Genomic DNA, 19,733 nt, shown 5'->3' with positions numbered 1-19,733 from the left:
ATTCACCCATTAGCGCGCAGGTCTCGTCGCCTTTAGGCCCGTTATCACAACAACCGCGCCCTGCGGATCACTGCGGCTTTGTCGGTTATCATGCTCAAAACTCCAGCATTTTTGCGCTTCGGTCAATTCCGCCTGCATGTTTTGACCCTTTAAAAGCACCGCTTTTGTCCCCTTGCCCCAAAAGGGTTGTGCATAAGTCAAAAGTCTCGGCATGCGCGCAAAGGCCCGCGCGGTGATAATATCATAAGGTTTAGGCGTAAGTTTCTCGGCTCTATCGGCCCAAACTGTTGCAGGAAGGTCAAGCTCACGAATAACAGTGCGCAGGAAATTCGCCTTCTTGCCCGCACTTTCAACCAAGGTCACCTGCCCGGCCCCGCGCGCCTTACAGGCAATGGCAACAGCAAGCCCCGGAAACCCGGCCCCAGAGCCAAGGTCGAGACAGCTTACATTTGGCGCATCCTCGGCAGATGGCAAAAGCGCCGCGACCTGCCAGCTATCTAAGGCATGACGGAGCCAAAAGCCACTAAGCGCCGACGGTGAGACCAGATTAATCGTGCGGTTCCATTTCACCAATAATGCTTCCCAGGCCGCAAATGCTTCATATGTTTCACGTGAAACATCAAGCTCATTGGCGAAATCCTGTGCCGTATAGGCCAAAGGATCAAAATTGTTTGCTGCCTCGCTCATTACCCTGCCCTTCGCACATAGGCCAAGACAGCCGTCAACGCGCCTGGCGTCACGCCTTCAATACGCGCGGCTTGGCCCAAAGTCGCAGGTTTGGTCGCAACCAGCTTATCGCGGACCTCATTCGAAATGCCGCCAATGGCGCTATAATCAAGGCCCTCTGGCAGGCGCAGACCTTCATCCCGCCTAAACGCTGCAATATCGCGAGCTTGGCGCTCAATATACCCGCTATAAAGGGCTTCTGTCTCTAAATGCTCGCGAGCATAATGGGGCAGGGCAGATAGCGCGGGCCAGACACGTATGATGTCATCAAAATCAATATCGGGATAAGCCAGCAGGTCCATAACAGACCGCCGCACACCATCATTATTTATCTTAAGGCCAAATTTGTGCAGCTCATTTGGCGTTTTCACCAGAAGGGACGCGTCGGCTTCGGCCTTTGCGATTGTGGCCATTTTATCTGTAAAGGCCACTTTTCGAACGGAACTAATCGCACCAATGGCGTCGCCTAATGGCGTTAAGCGCTGATCCGCATTATCAGCCCGCAACAAAAGTCTGTATTCCGCGCGACTTGTGAACATGCGGTAAGGCTCTGTAACGCCTTTGGTGATCAAATCATCAATCATCACGCCCATATAGGCCTGGGAGCGGTCGAGGATAAAGGGCGAAGACCCAGCCGCCGCCAGAGCCGCATTAAAGCCCGCGATGACGCCTTGCGCCGCCGCCTCTTCATAGCCCGTCGTACCGTTGATCTGTCCCGCCAAATATAGGCCCGGCAAGCGCTTTGTCTCTAGCGTCGCGCGCAAATCGCGCGGGTCAACATAGTCATATTCAATAGCGTAGCCATAGCGCAGAACCTCACAGCTTTCTAACCCGGCAATTGTGCGCAGAAAGGCGTCTTGCACAGGGCGGGGCAGGGACGTTGAAATCCCGTTGGGATAAATCACATCCCAATCAGGATTATCTGGCAGGCCTTCGGGTTCAAGAAATATTTGGTGCTTGTTGCGGTCTGCAAAGCGGACGACTTTATCCTCAATGGACGGACAATAGCGCGGCCCACGGCCAGAAATAGAGCCGCTGTAAACCGCGCTTTGCTTGATATTCTGCTCAATAACAGCGTGGGTCTCGGCATTCGTGTGGGTAATACCACAGCTAATCTGCGGGACCTTGATGCTATCCGTCATAAAGGAAAATGGCACGGGCTGCGCGTCAGCTTCTTGCTGTTCTAAGGCATCCCAATCGATAGAGCTTTTTCTCAAACGGGCAGGGGTGCCTGTCTTGAGGCGCCCCATATCAAAGCCAAGCCCGTAAAGGCGATCAGACAGCCCAATGGCTGGCGCTTCACCGTGCCGACCAGCGGGCGTTCGCTCATCACCAATATGAATAACACCTTTCAGGAACGTCCCCGTTGTCAGGACCACCCGTTCAGTCTTGTAAACCTCACCACTGGCTGTCTCTACACCGACAACTTTACCGTCTTTGAGAATCAAATCTTCAACGGCGTTAGCCAGCACCGTCAAATTTGGATAGTTGAAGATATGTTCCTGCATTGCCTGCTTATAAAGCCAGCGGTCACTTTGCGTGCGGGGACCGCGTACGGCCGGGCCTTTGGACCGGTTAAGCAGACGAAATTGAATGCCTGATACATCGGATACACGCCCCATCAATCCGTCAAGCGCGTCAATCTCTCTGACCAAATGGCCTTTACCCAAACCCCCAATCGCAGGGTTACAGGACATCTCGCCAATCGTGTCTGTCTTGTGGGTCAAAAGAAGGGTCCTCGCGCCAACGCGCGCAGAGGCCGCCGCCGCATCGCAACCAGCATGCCCACCACCAATGACAATAACATCCCAACTTTGGGACATGGCTCACTCCATCAACTACATTGCTAAACTCGCCCGCCTATAGACGATAGCATCAAGGCTGTCGAGATATTGCGACAGCGACGGCAGCCCCACACGGCAATCACTGTTTCACGTGAAACATCCTGACTTGAAAACGATTTAACGCCGACTGACCCCACAATGTTTCACGTGGAACATTATGCATTGGGGCATGAGTTTCTATTTTCCAACACAAAATCGGGAAAATATTCTGTCAAAAACAGCCTCAATGTCCGTTTCGCCCGCCAATTCTTTCAGGGCCTGCAAAGCGGACCGCAAATCATCACCCGCAAGCTCTGGTGCGAATTTAAGCGCTTTACGCGCCGCCGCCAATGAAGCGCGCGCCCGCGACACGCAATCGCGATGTCGCGCCCGCGTTAAGCCTGCCTCTGAGGCGGGGCTAAAGCGCCTTTTTACAATATCATCAAGCGCCAGTTGAAACACTTCAAATCCTTGACCCGTAATAGCACTGACATCAAAATTATTAAATGAACTCAATGACTTAGGTCGATTAAGGTCAGATTTATTAAAGAGAACAATATCCTCATCCTCAAGCAAATCGAGGCTTTGCGGGTCAAAGTCCGCCTCTGTGCTATCATGTACTAAAATGCGAATATCGCTTTCCTTTGCGCGCTCCACCGCACGACGGATACCTTCAGCTTCTATAGCGTCACCGCTCTCTCGCAGTCCCGCCGTATCAGACAGGCGCACGGCAAAGCCTGCAATATTCATATGCACATCAATAATATCGCGCGTTGTGCCAGCCTGATCCGTGACAATAGCCGCATCACGTCCTGCTAACCTATTGATTACACTCGATTTACCAGCATTAGGCGCACCAACAATCGCAATCGTTAGCCCCTCTCTCACGCGCTCTCCAATCGCGGCATTATCCAGCGCCTTATCCATATCCTCAATCAGCGCCGTCAAAGGCGCATCTGCATTATGGGCCAAATCATCAGGAATGTCGGCCTCATCGGGGAAATCGATCTCGCCTTCAATCTGGGCGAGCGCATCTAACACGGCGTCTTTCCAGCCTGCATAACGGGTTTTCAACCCCCCTTGCATCTGTCGAAGCGCTTGTTTTCGTTGCGCGTCTGACTCTGCATCGATCAGGTCTGCAAGGCCCTCGGCCTCAGTCAAATCCATGCGTCCATTTTGAAACGCACGCCGTGTAAACTCACCCGCCTCCGCTTGTCGCGCTCCCGCCTGCATTATGGCTTTGGCCATCGCCTCGACCACGGCAGGGCTGCCATGTGTTTGAAATTCAACACAATTTTCACCGGTAAAGCTCGCGGGGCCCGGCATAATGATAAGAAGGCCGTCATCAATGGCTTCGCTGTGTTGCGAGTAAAAGGTGCGGTAGGCTGCATGGCGCGGCTTTGGCACCTCTATGTCGGTCATATGGCATGCTACATCCACCGCCTTGGGCCCACTCACTCGAAACACGGCCACACCCGCGCGACCGGCCGCCGTTGCCAGCGCAAAGATTGTATCCACTCCATCAGAGTTTTGGTGTGACGATATGTTTGACATATATGACCTTGGCAAAGAGCCGTTTATACGGCAGATGATGGCGTTAAACCGCATAAACCCGAGGCTTGCGCCATAACACGCGGCTTTGAAATGAGGAAGTATCAGATGTCATATCGTAAAATTGCCCTTTTATCTGCTTTTCTACCCCTATTTATGGGCTGTCAGGTCGAGCAAACGAAAAAAAGTGAGGCTCCTGCACAGTCTCTGCCACCTCTGAGCACGTTTTTTGCTTGCCTTCCGAGCGATTCTGCCGTCATTGCGGCCCACCGCGCGACCTCTAAAGACATGAATATGGCCGAGAACGCCCTCCCCAGCATCAAGGCTCTGTATGAAGGCGGCATTATGATGGTTGAAATGGACGTCGCAGGTTTAAAAGAGGGCGTCCATATTTTGTTTCATGACGGTGTTTGGGAAGAGGATACAACAGGCACAGGTGCCGTGGCCGCCAGCACATGGGACGAAGCGTCAACATATTTGCTCCGTGATAACCAAGGTAAGCTCACCTCTATGGTGCCAGGGCGTCTTGATGAGGTCTTGGAATTTGCCAAAGGCCGTCTCTACCTAGAGCTTGATTTCAAAAGTAGCGCAAAATACGAGACCGTGATTGATGCCGTGCGGGCCGCAGATATGGCAGAACACGTTATCCTCATCGCCTATACAGCCGACCAAGCGCAAAAGCTCGCCAGCCTCGCACCGGAAATGATGATATCAGCGTCGATCCGCGAAAATGATGATGTGGCAGACCTTATTGCGCGCGGCGTTAAGCGTGAAAATATCGCAGGATGGGTCGGGACTGTGTCCGATGATCTCGCGATTGAGACCATGCTCAATAGCAAAGGCTTCCCCGTTTTGGCGATGGGGCGTCGTGACCTGCCAAAATATGCCAAAACAGCCAGCGTCGTTGTCAGTAGCTACGCTCTGTCTGATAAAGCCGAAGGGGATTATCCGGGTATCATTGGGCTGACACCCCAAAGCCAAGCGGCGTACGAATCTTGCTTAGCCCACAAGACAGACGGATAAAGGCAATAAAAAACCGCAGGGCCGAATAAACGATCCTGCGGCAATAAACTTGATAAGCCTTTTGTAACTAGCTTTTGTATTTTACGTTACAACCGTAAGCCTTCGTCTCTGCCATTTCGACAGCTTCACCCGCCTTTACCGCTGTTAACGCTTCGCGGACATAATTGCGCGCACCTTCAACAGACGCTTCGCTTGCACTGCGGTTGTCGTCAATTGCGCCTTGATAGACAAGCGTTTGTGCTAGATCGATGACATACATATGTGGGGTCGTTTTCGCGCTAAAGGTTTTACCCATGTCGCCTTCAGGATCAAGAATAACAGCTGTGGGTTCAGCGTTGCGGCTACGCGTTAGCTCATTGGCCTCTGTGCCAGACACATAGCCTTGTTTGCCAGGCGCAGATGAAATCACGGATAGCCAAACTGTTTCACCGTCAAGCGTCGCATCTTTTTGAAGCTGCTGCATATTACCCGTATTATAATGCTTTTTAACATAGGGGCAGCCGTGGTTGGTCCACTCGAGAACAACTGTCTTTCCCGCAAAATCAGCCAGATTATGGGTCATGCCGTTGCTGTCCATAACCTGCATATCAGAGACGGTAGAACCCGTCGCAATTTTCGCGGCGGCCGGCATAGCAAAAGCGCTAACGCTTAGGGCCAAGGCCGTGGTTGTGATAATTTTTAACTTAGAGACTGTCATAAAAACTCCTGATTAAATGGGTCGCTATAGAGGCTACGCATCAGGGGCGACCGTTGGATTTAATTCCCCATCAAGGCGTCTCTTAACACAGATTGGCTTAGCACTTGCGGTAAAATTTGCGGGTTCACAGCATTGTTATCAGCACGGTAGACCAAATATAGCGGCACGCCCGACCGTCCGTGCCGCGCGAGTTCTTGTGCGATTGCGTCATTTTTATTGGTCCAATCAGCAATCATTTTGACGGTGTTAGTGTCAGCAAACAGATCCTTGGTCGCCTGAGTGTCGAGCACAAGGCGTTCATTGACTTTACACGTCACACACCAGGCGGCCGTAAAATCAACAAAGACATTTTTACCTTGGGCGTTTAGCTCAGTAATACGGGCAGGGGACCATGCCTCAATAGTGTCGCTTTGCGCGATTGGCATACTCGTCGCTGTTGTGCTCAAGGTGAAAGGAACAATAAGCGCGCCAAAAATCGATAATGTGGCGACGGCCTTTGTGAAACGCCGAGAGCCTTTCAACGCCCAGATACCAAAGGCCAGCAGCACCATCGCGATCAGAATTTTACCAACACCCAAATCACCCGCTTGCAAGCTTAGCACCCAGACAAGCCACACAGCGGCGAGCAACATTGGAAAGGCCAGAAACTCTTTAAATCGTACCATCCACGGCCCCGGTTTTGGAAGGCGAGTCAACAATTTCGGTGCGTAAGACAAAAGCAAAAACGGCAGCGCAAAGCCAATCGCGAGCGCTACAAAAATCACAATCGTTACAAGCGCATTTTGCGCCAGCGCATAACCAATCGCCCCCGCCATTAAGGGCGCCGTGCAAGGCGTCGCCACCACGACGGCCAACGCGCCTGTGAAAAACGCGCCCGACGCACCGCCCATAGATGCCACACCAGACCCCGCGTTTTGAAGGCCCGTTCCAATTTCAAATATACCGAGTAAATTCAGACCAATCGCAAATAATAACAACGCCAAAGCGCCAACGATAATCGGCGATTGAAGCTGAAACCCCCACCCAATCTCTTGTCCTGCCGCTTTAATTATCAGCAATATGACGGTCAAAACCATAAAGGTCACCATAACCCCCGCCGTATAAAACCAACCCTGAGCCCGCACAGTCTTTGGGTTATCATGAGCGGTCTTAGTAAGGCTTAGCGCTTTAATCGATATCACGGGAAAGACACACGGCATCAGGTTCAAGATTAAACCGCCGAGGAGGGCCCCCCCCATCGCACCCAGTAAAGCGACCATGTTCAAGGGCTGGGCGGGCTTTATGTTATCAACACGCGCGGGGAAACCTTGGGCAAGATTTAAACGCACGACTTCACCCACAGCACGACCATTTTGCTCAAACCGCAATACGCCGTCCAGCGTCTCGCTTTTGGGAGCGTCCCACCAAAAATCACCTGTTGTTTCCAAGGTGATGCCCGTATCCGTCTTATCCAGCTCTTGCGGAGCGGCGGGTAGAACAATGCCTTGGTCATAGCTAAAGAAAAAAGCTTCGCGAAAATCACCCTCCGGCAAGTTTTGCAAATCAATTAGGACGTTTTTGTCTTGCTGATAAATGTCGCCGCTTATATTTCCTGGCTTGGGTGCGCGAGTTTTCGCAAGGGTGATTAAATTATTCCACCGCTCATCAAGCGCTGGCTCACCAATAAAAACCTCAAGGCTCAATGTCGCCTGTTCAGGAATACAAATATCATAGCAAACCAAATAATAGGCATCAGCTTCAATCGTCACAAAGCTGCCTATCACGGCATCTTCGGGCAGGGTAATCGGCACAGGAAATAAGGGTGCCCCTTCAAAACCGTAATTTACAATCGGGCCCGTCGCGATAGCCATAGGCAAGGGCCAAACAATGTCACCCGCGCTCGCGCCCTCTGGCAAAGACCATGTCAATTGCACGGGCTCCCCGCTATCGCCGGGGTTTCGCCAATAAGTATGCCATTTATCATCCAACACAGTCCGAAGGGCCACATCAATCGTTGCACCAGGCAAGGCGGTATCGTGGCTACTGACGAGCTGGGCCAAGACTTTGCCTGTATCAACATTTTCAGACTCAGCCGCAAAAACGGGCTGGCTAGCTGTGATTATTAGAGCGCAAATAAGCGCAGCAAGGCGGGTCAAGAATGTCATAGCAAAACCGTAATCCAAACAGGTTAAAAGATTGACTGGATATACGTTAAAACAATGCAGCCCATATCTCTAGGGGGCAATTACCGCGCGCCATCACAACATCGTCAGTCGGTTGTGACAGATTGACCGCGAAATCAAGACTTGAACTTAGTCCCTTATCGTCCCATTTGAAAATAATGGATATTTTAATGGACCGTTTCGCCGCAAGCTCTCTTAATTGGGTCATGGGCATGATATTTGTTATCTCCCTTATCTATGCTGTGCGGGCTTATTTTGGTTATAAAACTGTCGCAGCGGATGCTGTGTCTGATTACCACTATAAAAAAGAGAACGGCATGGTGCGCCCAACGCTGTCTGAGGACGGCTATGTCCGCGCCTATAAACGGTTTCACAATCCACGGGGTCATTTACACATTGCTGTCGCGACTGGAATTATGGCCATTTTCACCCTGCCCGCCATGGGTGTCTTAAACGGTATCACTATTTTGATGTGGGAAATGGGGGGGCGCGACGAAGCCTTCACACCCGGTTTTTTGGTTCACGCGCTACTGATGATGTTTCTGACCATCGCCTTCTGGGCTTTAATTGCCTATGTCACAGCGCGGCATTATCACAAACATGCAGCCGTTAATTTTGATGATGAAATGGCGCGCGAAACAGGAGAGTTAAACTAATGGAATATCTGCACACTATGATCCGCGTCAGTGATATTGATGCGTCGCTCAATTTTTTCTGCGACGGTCTCGGCCTAAAAGAGGTCAACCGCAAAGATAGCGAAAAGGGTCGCTTTACGCTTGTTTTTCTGGCCTCACCCGATGACTTAGCGCGCTCAGGATTAAAAGGTGATGAGCGCCCATTGCCAGCAGGCCTACCGATGATCGAGCTGACCCATAATTGGGACGAGGCCGGATATGACGAAGGCCGCAATTTTGGTCATCTGGCTTACCGCGTTGATAATGTCTATGATGTCTGTCAGCGCCTGATGGATATGGGTGTGAGCATTAATCGGCCGCCGCGCGACGGCCATATGGCCTTTGTTCGCAGTCCCGATAACATCTCTATTGAGCTTTTACAAAAAGGCGAACACCTATCCCCCGCAGAACCGTGGGCCTCTATGCCAAATACGGGTCACTGGTAAACGGCTAAAGCTTTACATCATGAGACACAAAAAAGCCCCGACGACGCGGGGCTTTTTCTATGATTAATATATAATCTTAGCGACGCTTACGGGCGGCATAACGTGCATCCCGACGCGCTTTTTGTGCGGCAACAAGTTCTTCTTGGGCTTTTTTCTTCGCCGCTGCTGCCAGTTCTTTCTTGCGCAATTCCTCTGCTTCGAGCGCTTCTTTCTCAGCTCGCTCTTTCGCGCGTTTGACTTCTTTTTCAGCTTCACGCTTAGCACGGGCTTCGTTGATTTTAGCGCGTTCAGCGAGCTTTTTAGCAAGCTCTTCCTCGCTGAGTTGTTTACTTTTCGCGCGCTTAAGCATTTCCAACTTAGCGGCTTTTTGTTCTTTCAAACGGTCATTAAAACTGTGGCCGGGTAACCCTGACATGTGATCCTCATCTTTGTGGTAATACAGGCGCGTTAAAACACAAACAGGCCTGTGTTTAAAGGCCTGACTGGTATTTTTTTATGCTTTTAGGCGACCCGCCTAAAAATCAAATGTAGCCCCGACAAAAATCTCGCGCGGCTTGCCAGGCCGAAGACCATAAGGACGGCGCGCAGCGACATAGGCCTTATCAAACAGGTTCTCGACCTTAACCCGCAAAGCCACACGCTCTGTCAGGTCATAATGCCCTGATAAATCAACCAAAGTCCGACCACCGATTAAGTCGTTGTTATTAATAGAGCCTTGCCCCGCGACATTGCGTGTGTCTGATACTGTGTTGAGAACACCGTTAAGACCAAACCGCTCGCCCTCAAGCCCGACACTCACCGTGAATTGGTGGCTTGGGACATAGGGCAGGGCATCACCCGCCGCGACACTTCCCCAAAAACTATCTGAAAATGTCGTGAGGAACTCAGTATCTGTATAAGTATAGCTCAGCGATAGCGGCAGAGTTAAAGTTCCGCCTATGTCGTAAGTGTTGGACGCCGTTAACTCCAACCCTTTGACATCAACGGCGCCGCCGTTAAAGGCATCGCCAATATCGCATTGACTACCGCCCGTGGAATTTGTGCATTCGCCGAGCAAGTTAGAGTAATCATTAAAAAACCCAATCGCGTCGATCTTAAATCCAGAATAACCAAGGCTGTCACCGCGCAAACGAAAGCCCGCTTCATAGACTGTGCTTTCTTCGGGGTCTGTACCAACACGCGAGGACACAGGGGCCGCTGCAAAACCGCGGTGAATACCGCCCAAGACGGTCAAAGCGTCATTGAGCGCATAGCTTGCTGATAGGGCCGGTAAAAACTCTGTGTAATTGTTTTCACGCACGGATGACGGGGTGAGGTTTCGATCAGGCGTATCCCAGCGCTCTTGTTGCGAGCGGACATCTTCATACCGCACACCCGCTGTTACCGTCCACGGACCCGCCGTTATGCTATCTTCAATATAAAGCGACAACGCCGTCGCATCGGAAATGCGGTTGGCTTGAGTGCCGGGTGCATTATCAGTGGTCAGAACCATCGCGCCATTATCAATTCGGTATCCATCTTGGTCTTGGAAACGGTCAACGCCATCCTCATGATAGCGCACAGACGCAACAAGATTATGTGTAAGCTCGCCCGTAATAAATGTGCCGCCAATCGCGGACTGAATACCTTGGGCGTAATATTCGCGGTTGTTTGCACGTAATTGCAACACATCATCCGCGCTCACAAGACCCGCATCACCGCGCAGCACCGCAAGCTCTGCACCACATAAAGCTTCATTAGATAAAATACTATCTAAGCTTTGACAGACGCTTTGGCCCGATAAGCTTGAATTATCAAAGCGGTCAAGCTTTCGCCAATTGCGCGCAAACTCTGTGCGGTAGCCGATCGTTGTCAGCGTCCAATCACGATTAATCGTAAAATTATGGGTGAGTTGATAGGTCGTATGATCATTGACCATTTCGTCAAGCTGGCTTGCTGCATAGCGCTGATAAGGATTAGCGTCAAAGTCAGATTGCGTCAGGCCAAGATAGGTCTCGTCCGAGACCTCGTCTTTATATTGATATTTTAATTGGAGGCTATGGCGGTCATCATCAGACCGCAGTCCTAATTTGACAACATAATCCTCAATCGCAAAGCCCGTATCACCGCGCGCAATTTCTTTAAACCCGTCAGCGTGATCTTGGTAAGTTTCAACAAGACCGCCAAGTTTAAAACCGTTGAGTTGAATTTCATTGCCCGCATAAGCGTGTATTTTTTGACGGCCTTGATCAGACACCAAAATATCGGCAAAGGCACGCGGCTCCGTTGGAATTGGGGTCGAGAAAAAGGCGATGGCCCCTGCCGTTGTATTGGGGCCGTATTTTACCGTCGCGGGGCCTTTGGTCACTTCCACGGCGTTCATGCGGCCTGTCATGGGGACGTAATAAGCGGCTGGCGCAGAATAGGGTGCGGGTGCCATTAACACGCCGTCTTCCATCAAAAGAACCTTAGACGACCGGTCCGACCCCGATCCGCGCAAACCAATATTAGGCCGCAGGCCATAGCCGTCTTCTTCTTGAATATTCACACCCGGAGCCAAGCGCAATACGCGGCTTAGATCTGAGTAGCTTTGCAAGGCAAGTTCTTCGGGGCCAATAAACGTCACAGATCCCGAAATATCATCGGGCGACTGGCGCGCACCCGTCACCGTGATAACATCAAGACCGTTATAAACATTATTTCCCGAGGCGTTTTGGGTATCCTGTGCAAATGCAGACCCCGATGACGTTATGATCAAAAAGGCGGGGAGAGCGACAGAGCCAATTGAGGCGCGGCGTAAGCTAAACATCATATATCCGTAATTTTATTGTTGCGAATGGTTCGCATTACGGGGCTGATAACAGGCCACACTATATTTGCAAGTGCAAATCGTTCTTAATTACAAATAAAAACAGCGCCATTCCTATGGTTAGGAAACTGTGAGAGGACGCAGTCATAAGCGCTTTAAAATACAGGGTCCCGCCCCTTATAGGACTACCGAGATTTCAAAAAAACATACCACGCCCCACCGCCGCCATGTTTAATATGAGCGGGCGCATAGGTTGCGATTAACGGACGGATGGGGACTTGCGAAATCCATTCGGGAAAATTTTGGCGCAATACGCCTTCACCCCTTATACCTTTTCCCGTGATGACCAAAAGCGTTGTGAAGTTCTGGTTATAAGACCGAATGACAGCTTTCACCAAAGCCGGGCGGGCTTGGCTTTGGGTGAGGTCATGCAAATCAATTGTCGCATCAATGTCGACCCGTCCCCGCCGCACCCGTTTGTCGTTATTAACATCAAGGCTTTTGGGAAGCGGCTTTGCGCTTGGCTTCTCTGATGGGGGTAGGCGCAAGAGGCTAGCAAAGTCTTCGCGGGTCGGATCGGGCTTCGCAGACCCCTTCCCTTTATCACGACGACGGGGGGCAACTGTACGTGCCACCTTTTGCCAAATTTTTTTATCCTCGGGTCGCAAGGACATAATTAGCTCTGACGCTGCTGCGCCAATAACCGCTCCGCCAGAGCCCGTGGCAATAATAATGTCCATTGCCCATTATGTTTCATAACGCCCGCTTTGGCCCCCGCCGCATCGCCAGATCCAAAATAAATATCACCGCGCAAAGCGCCGACAATCGCTTTGCCCGTATCTTGCGCGGATAATAAAAGGCCCTGTTCTGTGCCGCGGTAATCCCCGGCCTCTTGTGGAATTTTGACCTGCAACCAAATCAGCGCGCCATAAGGATGATAGCGCGGATCAACGGCCATTGACCCCATATCCGTCAAGGGAACACGCATCCCGCCCATTGGGCCTTCGCCCTCTTCAATCTTTTGCTCTGTAAAGAAAATATAGCGCTTGTTTTCATTCATCAAATCGCGGGCGGCTTTCGGCCCAGCCTTTCGCATCCATGCTTCTATGTCCCGTTTGGCAGACCGGTCTTTAGTCGTATCGCCGCGCCGAATAAGCACACCGCCAATAGACGTATAATCAAAGCCGTTATTACCCGCATAAGCCGCGCGAATTTTACGGCCATCTTCAAAACGAATATGGCCCGATCCTTGGATTTGCATAAAAAAGACTTCGAGCGGACGACCATAAGCAATCACGCGTGACGTGCGCGGCGTAATTTTAGAGCGTGGTAATGTCTTAAAGCGGTCCTTTGTCGGTACGGCTAAAATGGGTTCAGAAAACTCTGGTGTAGGGACGCGCCTTACCTCTAGCTCTGGCTGATAATAACCCGTCAACAAACCACGCTCGCCGTTCTGCGCTGATAAGGGCACAGGGGCGAATTGGTTTTCAAAAAAGACGCGCGCGTCTTTAGAGCTATCACCCACAAGCATCGCGAGCTCGCACGCTCCCGACCAATCTCCATATGTTCCGTATTCAGGTAAGTAACTATTTAAAGGTTTATTGTTCTCTGTTTTTTCCCAACGCTGACAACTGCGCCGAAACGACGACAGGGCGGGACGGTGGTCCGCCGCACGCCAATGGGCAAGGTCCGTGAGCGGTGATTCATAAACACGAATGTCAGCAACAGGCGGCGGCGCGTCTTTCGGTGGTTCAGGCGCAGCAGGAACAGGGGACGTGACGGCAGGCGCAGACTTTGGCGATGCCTCTGGTTCGGCAACAATAACACCCGTTGTATCCGCTGCGGGTTCGGTCGGCGGCGCATCAACACCCGGAACCGTAGCGCAGGCCGCCAGACTTATAATGGCAAAGCCAATAATAATCCCGCGAAACCTCAAGGTTTAGGCCGATGTATCAGGCGTTGGGTCAGCTTCCAGCTCATCGCCAGTCGAGGGCGCAACATCCGCTAAAAGCCAGTTAGGGTCAGATGAGCCAGCTTTGCGTGTGTAAGTCCAAATCTCTGAAACATTCGCCAACACGTCAGGGTCACCTTCGACAAGCTCCCCCTCTGCGTCCACAATGGAGGACGCTAATTCTGCTTCATATTCAACGGATACACGCATCCATTTCCCATCCGTTTCACCCTGAACAATTTTCGCGCCAATTAAGCGGCCCAAATCTGTGACCTGACGATGACCTAAATCTTCGCGAGCCTCTATGGCATTTGCATAGACATTATAAACATCATCAACCAGCAGCGATTTAAGTGTCTCTTTGTCCCCGTCAGCAAACGCCTCTAAAATCATGACGTAGGCCGTCTTTGCCCCTTCAACAAACTCTTTTTGGCGAAACCCCTTATCCAAGGCAATCACGGCGCCCATACCATCAACCGAAGATGTTTCAATGACGGGCTCTATAATTTTAGGGGCATCTGGCTGATCATCATTGAAAATATCGACAGGGTTATCTTCGCCGTGGCCGACTGATTTACCCAAAACGGTGTAAAGCATAACGCAAACAATTGTCGCAATCGCAGCATATAAGATAACTTCAAACATAATTAGTCCATAAAACGGGTATTGGATGGGATAGTCCACCGACCCTTAACTTAGGGTTTATTGCAAGCTTCGCAATGGCTTGCGACATGAAATCCCTACGCATTAGCGCTCTGTTTAGACGTTAATCAAGCCCTTACGCCCGATTACAAGAAAAACGAGCGGGCGGGTGGTATATATAGGTCGCTTTCCCTATATGCAGATAGTCAGTCGTTTGGCTGTGAAACTATAACGCATATATTAAAGGATGAGGCATGGCCAAAAAACCTAAAGACAAAAAAGAGGACAAAGCTCCAGCTGATAAAGCCCCCGCCGCCGCGCCTGAAACCGAAGCGGTAGAGGCGCAACAAGGTGGTCCAATGTTGTCCGTTTTGGCACAATACACAAAAGACCAAAGCTTTGAGAACCCCAACGCCCCTGAAAGCCTGCGTACAGGTATGGCTGCACCAGAAATTTCAATTAATATTGAAATTGGTCGCCAAATGCTGGCCGATGACACCGTCGAAGTTGTCCTGATGCTGCGGGCGGATGCACGGCGCGGTGAACAAGTCGCCTTTATCGCAGAGCTGGAATATGCAGGGCTTTTTGCCTTCCAAAACGTCAACGTTGATGAAATCCAGCCTCTTATCCTAATTGAATGTCCGCGTCTGTTGTTCCCCTTTGCCCGTCAGATTATGGCGCAAATGACGCAAAACGGAGGCTATCCGCCCATCATGTTGGAGCCGCCGGATTTCGCAGCTATGTTCCGCGAAGAGCTTATGCGCCGCGCAGCATCGGAAACAAAGAATTAAAACCAAATATAATTATATTAAGCCGTCCAATTGGACGGCTTTTTATTTGGCTTTAAATTCGGTATCATACACTATGAACATTGTTATCTTAACGGGCGCCGGAATATCGGCAGAAAGTGGCATTGAGACCTTTAGGGACGCAGGGGGCCTTTGGGAAAACCACCGTATAGAAGACGTGGCCACACCCGAGGGCTACGCCCGCGATCCAGACCTTGTGCAGCGGTTTTATAACCTGCGTCGCGCAGCCCTAAAAACCGTAAAACCCAATGCAGCCCATATCGCACTTGCAAAACTAGAGCACAGGCTATTGAGGCAAGATGGCTCGGTGACCTTAGTGACACAAAACGTCGATGACTTGCATGAGCGCGGCGGATCAACAGATGTTATCCATATGCACGGACAGCTAACGTCAGTGTTTTGCACCGCGTGCAATCATCGGTGGAACCACGCGCAAGATATTAAGACGGGACAGATTTGCATCACCTGCAAGACTAGTGATACAACGCGGCCAGATATCGTCTGGTTTGGTGAAATGCCTTATCATATGGATAGGATTGAGGCGGCGCTGTCATCTTGTGATTTATTTGTTTCTATCGGAACCAGCGGAGCCGTTTATCCGGCGGCAGGTTTTGTCCAAATGGCCACGGCATATGGCGCCCAGACGCTAGAGCTAAATTTAGAGCGCTCTCAAGGATCGCATTATTTTGATGATAGTCAGCTCGGCCCCGCCAGTAAAATTGTTCCTCAATGGGTGGACGCCGTTTTGAACGAGAACTGAGCTCATTACCCCCGGCTCTTAGACCAATAACGCGTTTCCCATACCATGTCATCGCCGAGGCTTTTGATAAACGCTGCGTGGGACGCGCGCTCATCTTGACTAGACAGCGGGGCCAAAGGCGTTGGTCTTGGTCTGGCAATCGGCACGACGACAGAGTCTACAGTTGCACGCGCGTCTTTAAACCCAAAGCGGCGTTCCCGACCCCCGTTTAGTTCTAAATACACCGCCGCCAAAAGCTCACTATCAATGATGGCGCCGTGCTTATCCCGCGCGCTAAGCGATATATCAAAACGCTTACACAAGGCATCTAGCGTCGCGGGACTCCCTGGAAATTGAGCCCGCGCCATACGCAGCGTATCGATAAAGCGCTTATCTGGCAGCATGGGAAAGCCCGCGCGATCAAGCTCTGCATTGATAAAGCCTTTATCAAAATCCGCATTATGCGCAATCAGCGGGCTATCGCCCAGAAAGTCAATAAAGTCCTGCGCGACGGATTTAAACAAAGGTTTGTCACGCAAAAACTCGGTTGTCAGGCCTGTAATCTCGACAACTTTCTCAGGGACTTCGCGTTGGGGATTGCAATAGGCATGAAAGCTGCGACCCGTCGGTAAAAAGTCAATAATCTCAATACAGCCGATTTCAGTGATGCGGTCATCGCCGCGCGCGTCAAACCCCGTTGTCTCTGTATCAAAGACAATTTCCCGGTGGCCATTTTCCGCGCGCTTCATAGTATCAGGATGGTTCACGATTTATTCCATTCTGTCTTAAATCAGTGAGTATATCCTGCACCTGTTCGCGCGCTTCTTCTAGTCCGCGGTGCGTAAAAATTGTATAATCTGCGCGGATACGTTTCTGCGCATCTGGCAATTGACGCGACAATATCATCTTAAATAAGTCTTCGGTCATCCCCTCCCGCGCCATCACGCGCTCTCGCTGCACATGCGCAGGGGCCGTTACAACAACAACTTTGTCAACAAGGACGTCACCACCGGTTTCAAATAAAAGCGGAATATCAAAAACAACAATATCCGCAGCCGATGCTTTAGCTCTCTGTAAAAACTGAGAGCGCATATCCGTGACCATGGGATGAATAAAGCTCTCTAGCACAGTGAGCTGCAAGGGGTCTTCTCGCATATATTTGCCCAATATGGCCCGATCAACGGCGCCGTCGTTAACCGCGTCAGGAAAAACAGCCCGTATCAGCGGCACAGCCTGCCCGCCTTTGGCATAAAGACGGTGTACAGCGGCATCGGCGTCAAACACCGGGCAGCCTAGGTCCTCAAACATTTCAGCCGTCGTTGTTTTCCCCATCCCAATAGATCCCGTTAGCCCAATGATTATCGGCGCTGATCTGTGTTTGTCCGCGGCAGCTAGGCTCATGAGTTTAAAGTTTTGCGCAGCAAATCTGTGGGGTCTAGCGTCTCGGGTGGGGTTTGCCCAAAAAAGAGCTTAAAGCTGGGTCGCGCTTGCGCAATGAGCATATCAAGGCCCCCAATACTGGGTAAGCCTTGGCTTTTTGCGGCTTTGAGTAACGGCGTGACTTCTGGCGTGTAAATCAAATCATAAACAAGCGCCCCAGGCGAGGCGAGCGTTAGGTCGACATCCAGCGCAGGATAACCCTTCATCCCGGCGGCACTGGCATTAATAATAACCCCTGCACCCCCGATGCCGTCATGACGCATCGCCCACGGCACAGCGTAAAGGCTTGGCACATTGAAATCATCAACCACGGCTTCTGCGCGATTATCTGTGCGACCGCATAAGCGAATTTCTGGACAATTTAACGACAATAGCGCACCTATAACCGCCCGTGAAGCCCCCCCTGTGCCGTAGATAATCACGGGGGTATTCGCAATCGTGCGCGGGCCAAGGGCACGAATCAGCGGCGTCGCAAAGCCTTCTAAATCCGTATTATGAGCAATCAGCTGCCCGTCTCGCTTGTAGAGACAATTGGCAACACCCAGTTTCTTAGCATCATCTGTAACGATATCAGCCGCCTCATAGGCAAGCTCTTTTAAAGGTAGGGTCACATTCACACCCGCAATGGACGTTTGTTTCAAAGACTGAAAGGCACGGACAGCTTCATCTGGGCGAACGGCAAAATGGACATAAGCCCCCGCAAGCCCCATTTCGCGTAACCAAAAGCTATGCATTTGCGGTGATAATGAATGGTGAATAGGCCAGCCACAAACACCCGCTAATTTGGGGATAGGGCGAGTCATGTTTTAACGCAGCCTCTAACCCGTAAATAATCGAGCACAGGTAAAAGTGATAAGCCAAGAATTGAGAAAAAATCGCCCTCGACATGTGAAAATAACTGAGATCCACGGCCTTCAAATTTATAAGCGCCTACAGCTTTTAAGATAGTTTCGCCCTCTGCTGCCAAATATTCATCAAGAAACGCTTCGCTAAAGTCCCGCACACTTAAGGCCGTTTTTGCTCGGTGCCGCCACACCGGCCGCGCGTTTTCAGAAATAACGACAGCCCCAATCAAGTGATGTGTTTTACCGCGCATTTGCAAAAGACGCTCTCGGGCTTCTGCCATATCCTTGGGTTTATCAAAAAGCTGCCCGTCCATTTCCATGATTTGGTCTGCCCCAATGACAAGGCCTTCTGTAGAGCGGGATACACGCATTGATTTAGCTTCCGCCAAAGCGTCAGCGATATCAGCAATCGCTGCGCCTTCTGATAACATTGCCGATTTAATAGCCGCTTCATCAACAGCTTTTGTGACGACCTTAAAATCAACGCCTGCACCCCGCAATATGTCCGCTCGTATTTGACTACCTGATGCTAATATTATTGGAATGTTATGCGCCATTTTGATTGTCTTTATAATCTTGGTACAAGTTGATAATTTGCGCGGCCGTCTCTTCGATGGAACGCCTTGTGACGTCAACAACAGGATAGCCCATTTTTATAAACATGCGTTTGGCTTTTTGCATCTCGTCCCGCACGCTCTGCTCATCCGTATAATCTGACGTGCCTGCCTGAAGATTTTCAAGACGCTGTTGGCGAATTTGTACGATACGGGATGGTGACGCGAATAAACCAACAATAAAAGGGGTTTTATAACTCTCGATATGTTTAGGCCACGGGACATTCGGGACAAGGGGTATGTTACCGGTCTTATACCCCCGATTGGCTAGATAAATACTTGTCGGTGTTTTAGATGTCCGACTGACACCTAAGAGAATAATATCAGCATCTTTAAGCCCCATTTGATTTTGACCATCATCATGAACCATCGCAAAATCTAGTGCTGCGATACGGTCATAATAATCGCTATCAAGGTTGTGTTGCGCCGCGACGGCCTGTTGCACAGGCGCACCAAGGTAGCGTCCCAACATAGCCAAAGACGGATCTAAAATAGACACGGCAGGAATATTTAACATAGCGCAACGTTCTTCGAGCATGCGCCGGCGATCAGGATTAACAAGCGTGTAAAGGACAACACCAGGGCGATTTTCAATATCGTTTAGTGTGCGCTCCATTTGTTCTTCTGAACGCACCAGCGAGTGTAAATGCTCTAGCGCTGTGGCATTGCGAAACTGCGCTGTGGTTGCTTTCATTGTCCCAACAAGCGTTTCACCTGTTGAATCAGAGACAAGATGGACATGAAAATAAATCGATATATTTGGATTTCGCGGCATAGTTAAAGTTATGCCAGCTTCACATGAT

General features: G+C 50.7%; 20 protein-coding genes. 5 read left to right on the top strand and 15 right to left on the bottom strand.

Features of this window, described 5'->3' with window-relative positions; genetic code table 11:
- Window positions 1-9 precede the first annotated feature (9 nt).
- From rsmG to mnmE, 3 genes are all read right to left on the bottom strand, one after another.
- Window positions 10-687 carry a 16S rRNA (guanine(527)-N(7))-methyltransferase RsmG gene (rsmG, locus tag AB6B37_RS14675; RefSeq protein WP_371396595.1) on the bottom strand — a complete coding sequence of 226 codons (678 nt, stop codon included), beginning with the start codon at window positions 685-687 and terminating at the stop codon, window positions 10-12.
- Window positions 687-2,549, bottom strand: coding sequence for a tRNA uridine-5-carboxymethylaminomethyl(34) synthesis enzyme MnmG (gene mnmG / locus AB6B37_RS14670; RefSeq protein ID WP_371396594.1), 1,863 nt, complete (start codon window positions 2,547-2,549; stop codon window positions 687-689). Before mnmG ends, rsmG begins: the two co-directional genes overlap by 1 nt.
- Before the next feature lie 198 nt (window positions 2,550-2,747).
- On the bottom strand, window positions 2,748-4,103 hold the full coding sequence (gene mnmE / locus AB6B37_RS14665; RefSeq protein WP_371396593.1) for a tRNA uridine-5-carboxymethylaminomethyl(34) synthesis GTPase MnmE: 1,356 nt from the start codon (window positions 4,101-4,103) through the stop codon (window positions 2,748-2,750).
- 105 nt (window positions 4,104-4,208) lie between these two features.
- Between mnmE and AB6B37_RS14660 the strand changes: the two genes are divergently transcribed.
- A complete protein-coding gene (locus AB6B37_RS14660) occupies window positions 4,209-5,123 on the top strand; it encodes a glycerophosphodiester phosphodiesterase family protein (RefSeq protein ID WP_371396592.1) in 915 nt (304 codons plus the stop codon).
- Window positions 5,124-5,190: 67 nt separating this feature from the next.
- Here the strand turns inward: AB6B37_RS14660 and AB6B37_RS14655 are convergent, their stop codons facing one another.
- Window positions 5,191-5,820, bottom strand: a complete 630-nt coding sequence (locus AB6B37_RS14655) for a redoxin family protein (protein ID WP_371396591.1) — start codon at window positions 5,818-5,820, stop codon at window positions 5,191-5,193.
- A 59-nt stretch (window positions 5,821-5,879) separates the two neighbouring features.
- Window positions 5,880-7,964, bottom strand: a complete 2,085-nt coding sequence (locus AB6B37_RS14650) for a protein-disulfide reductase DsbD family protein (protein ID WP_371396590.1) — start codon at window positions 7,962-7,964, stop codon at window positions 5,880-5,882.
- A 188-nt stretch (window positions 7,965-8,152) separates the two neighbouring features.
- On the opposite strand from AB6B37_RS14650, the gene AB6B37_RS14645 reads away from it, so the two are divergent.
- Both AB6B37_RS14645 and AB6B37_RS14640 read left to right on the top strand, forming a co-directional pair.
- Window positions 8,153-8,638, top strand: coding sequence for a hypothetical protein (locus AB6B37_RS14645; RefSeq protein ID WP_371396589.1), 486 nt, complete (start codon window positions 8,153-8,155; stop codon window positions 8,636-8,638).
- Complete coding sequence (locus tag AB6B37_RS14640; RefSeq protein ID WP_371396587.1) at window positions 8,638-9,102, top strand: VOC family protein; 465 nt, start codon at window positions 8,638-8,640, stop codon at window positions 9,100-9,102. Before AB6B37_RS14645 ends, AB6B37_RS14640 begins: the two co-directional genes overlap by 1 nt.
- Before the next feature lie 76 nt (window positions 9,103-9,178).
- Here AB6B37_RS14640 and AB6B37_RS14635 read toward each other — a convergent pair whose 3' ends face one another.
- From AB6B37_RS14635 to AB6B37_RS14615, 5 genes are all read right to left on the bottom strand, one after another.
- Window positions 9,179-9,517 carry a DUF6481 family protein gene (locus tag AB6B37_RS14635; RefSeq protein ID WP_371396586.1) on the bottom strand — a complete coding sequence of 113 codons (339 nt, stop codon included), beginning with the start codon at window positions 9,515-9,517 and terminating at the stop codon, window positions 9,179-9,181.
- Window positions 9,518-9,616: 99 nt separating this feature from the next.
- Entirely contained in the window at window positions 9,617-11,893 is a 2,277-nt protein-coding gene (locus tag AB6B37_RS14630; RefSeq protein ID WP_371396585.1) for a TonB-dependent receptor family protein, read from the bottom strand.
- Window positions 11,894-12,075: 182 nt separating this feature from the next.
- Entirely contained in the window at window positions 12,076-12,630 is a 555-nt protein-coding gene (locus AB6B37_RS14625; RefSeq protein WP_371396584.1) for a Smr/MutS family protein, read from the bottom strand.
- Window positions 12,567-13,826: a murein transglycosylase A gene (locus tag AB6B37_RS14620; RefSeq protein ID WP_371396583.1), complete on the bottom strand. Its 1,260-nt coding sequence runs from the start codon at window positions 13,824-13,826 to the stop codon at window positions 12,567-12,569. The genes AB6B37_RS14625 and AB6B37_RS14620 overlap by 64 nt, the downstream gene beginning before the upstream one ends.
- A 3-nt stretch (window positions 13,827-13,829) precedes the next feature.
- Window positions 13,830-14,486, bottom strand: coding sequence for a Tim44/TimA family putative adaptor protein (locus AB6B37_RS14615; protein WP_371396582.1), 657 nt, complete (start codon window positions 14,484-14,486; stop codon window positions 13,830-13,832).
- A gap of 251 nt (window positions 14,487-14,737) precedes the next feature.
- Between AB6B37_RS14615 and secB the strand changes: the two genes are divergently transcribed.
- The gene (gene secB, locus AB6B37_RS14610; protein ID WP_371396581.1) at window positions 14,738-15,274 is read left to right on the top strand and encodes a protein-export chaperone SecB; all 537 of its coding nucleotides are present in this window, start codon (window positions 14,738-14,740) and stop codon (window positions 15,272-15,274) included.
- A gap of 73 nt (window positions 15,275-15,347) precedes the next feature.
- Entirely contained in the window at window positions 15,348-16,052 is a 705-nt protein-coding gene (locus AB6B37_RS14605) for an NAD-dependent deacylase (protein WP_371396580.1), read from the top strand.
- 5 nt (window positions 16,053-16,057) lie between these two features.
- On the opposite strand, the gene dnaQ is transcribed toward AB6B37_RS14605, so the two are convergent.
- The 5 genes from dnaQ to AB6B37_RS14580 are packed head-to-tail and all read right to left on the bottom strand — an operon-like array spanning window position 16,058 to window position 19,705.
- A complete protein-coding gene (dnaQ, locus tag AB6B37_RS14600) occupies window positions 16,058-16,798 on the bottom strand; it encodes a DNA polymerase III subunit epsilon (RefSeq protein WP_371396578.1) in 741 nt (246 codons plus the stop codon).
- The gene (gene coaE / locus AB6B37_RS14595; RefSeq protein ID WP_371396577.1) at window positions 16,785-17,432 is read right to left on the bottom strand and encodes a dephospho-CoA kinase; all 648 of its coding nucleotides are present in this window, start codon (window positions 17,430-17,432) and stop codon (window positions 16,785-16,787) included. Before coaE ends, dnaQ begins: the two co-directional genes overlap by 14 nt.
- Complete coding sequence (locus AB6B37_RS14590; RefSeq protein ID WP_371396576.1) at window positions 17,429-18,274, bottom strand: shikimate dehydrogenase; 846 nt, start codon at window positions 18,272-18,274, stop codon at window positions 17,429-17,431. Before AB6B37_RS14590 ends, coaE begins: the two co-directional genes overlap by 4 nt.
- Entirely contained in the window at window positions 18,271-18,873 is a 603-nt protein-coding gene (locus tag AB6B37_RS14585) for a Maf family protein (protein WP_371396575.1), read from the bottom strand. Before AB6B37_RS14585 ends, AB6B37_RS14590 begins: the two co-directional genes overlap by 4 nt.
- A complete protein-coding gene (locus AB6B37_RS14580; RefSeq protein WP_371396574.1) occupies window positions 18,863-19,705 on the bottom strand; it encodes a pyruvate, water dikinase regulatory protein in 843 nt (280 codons plus the stop codon). The genes AB6B37_RS14585 and AB6B37_RS14580 overlap by 11 nt, the downstream gene beginning before the upstream one ends.
- Window positions 19,706-19,733 lie beyond the last annotated feature (28 nt).

This window comes from Fretibacter rubidus (genome assembly GCF_041429785.1).
Taxonomy (GTDB): Bacteria; Pseudomonadota; Alphaproteobacteria; order Caulobacterales; family Maricaulaceae; genus Fretibacter; species Fretibacter rubidus.
Note: the sequence above shows the minus strand (reverse complement) of the source record. Positions and strands in the feature narration are given on the sequence as shown.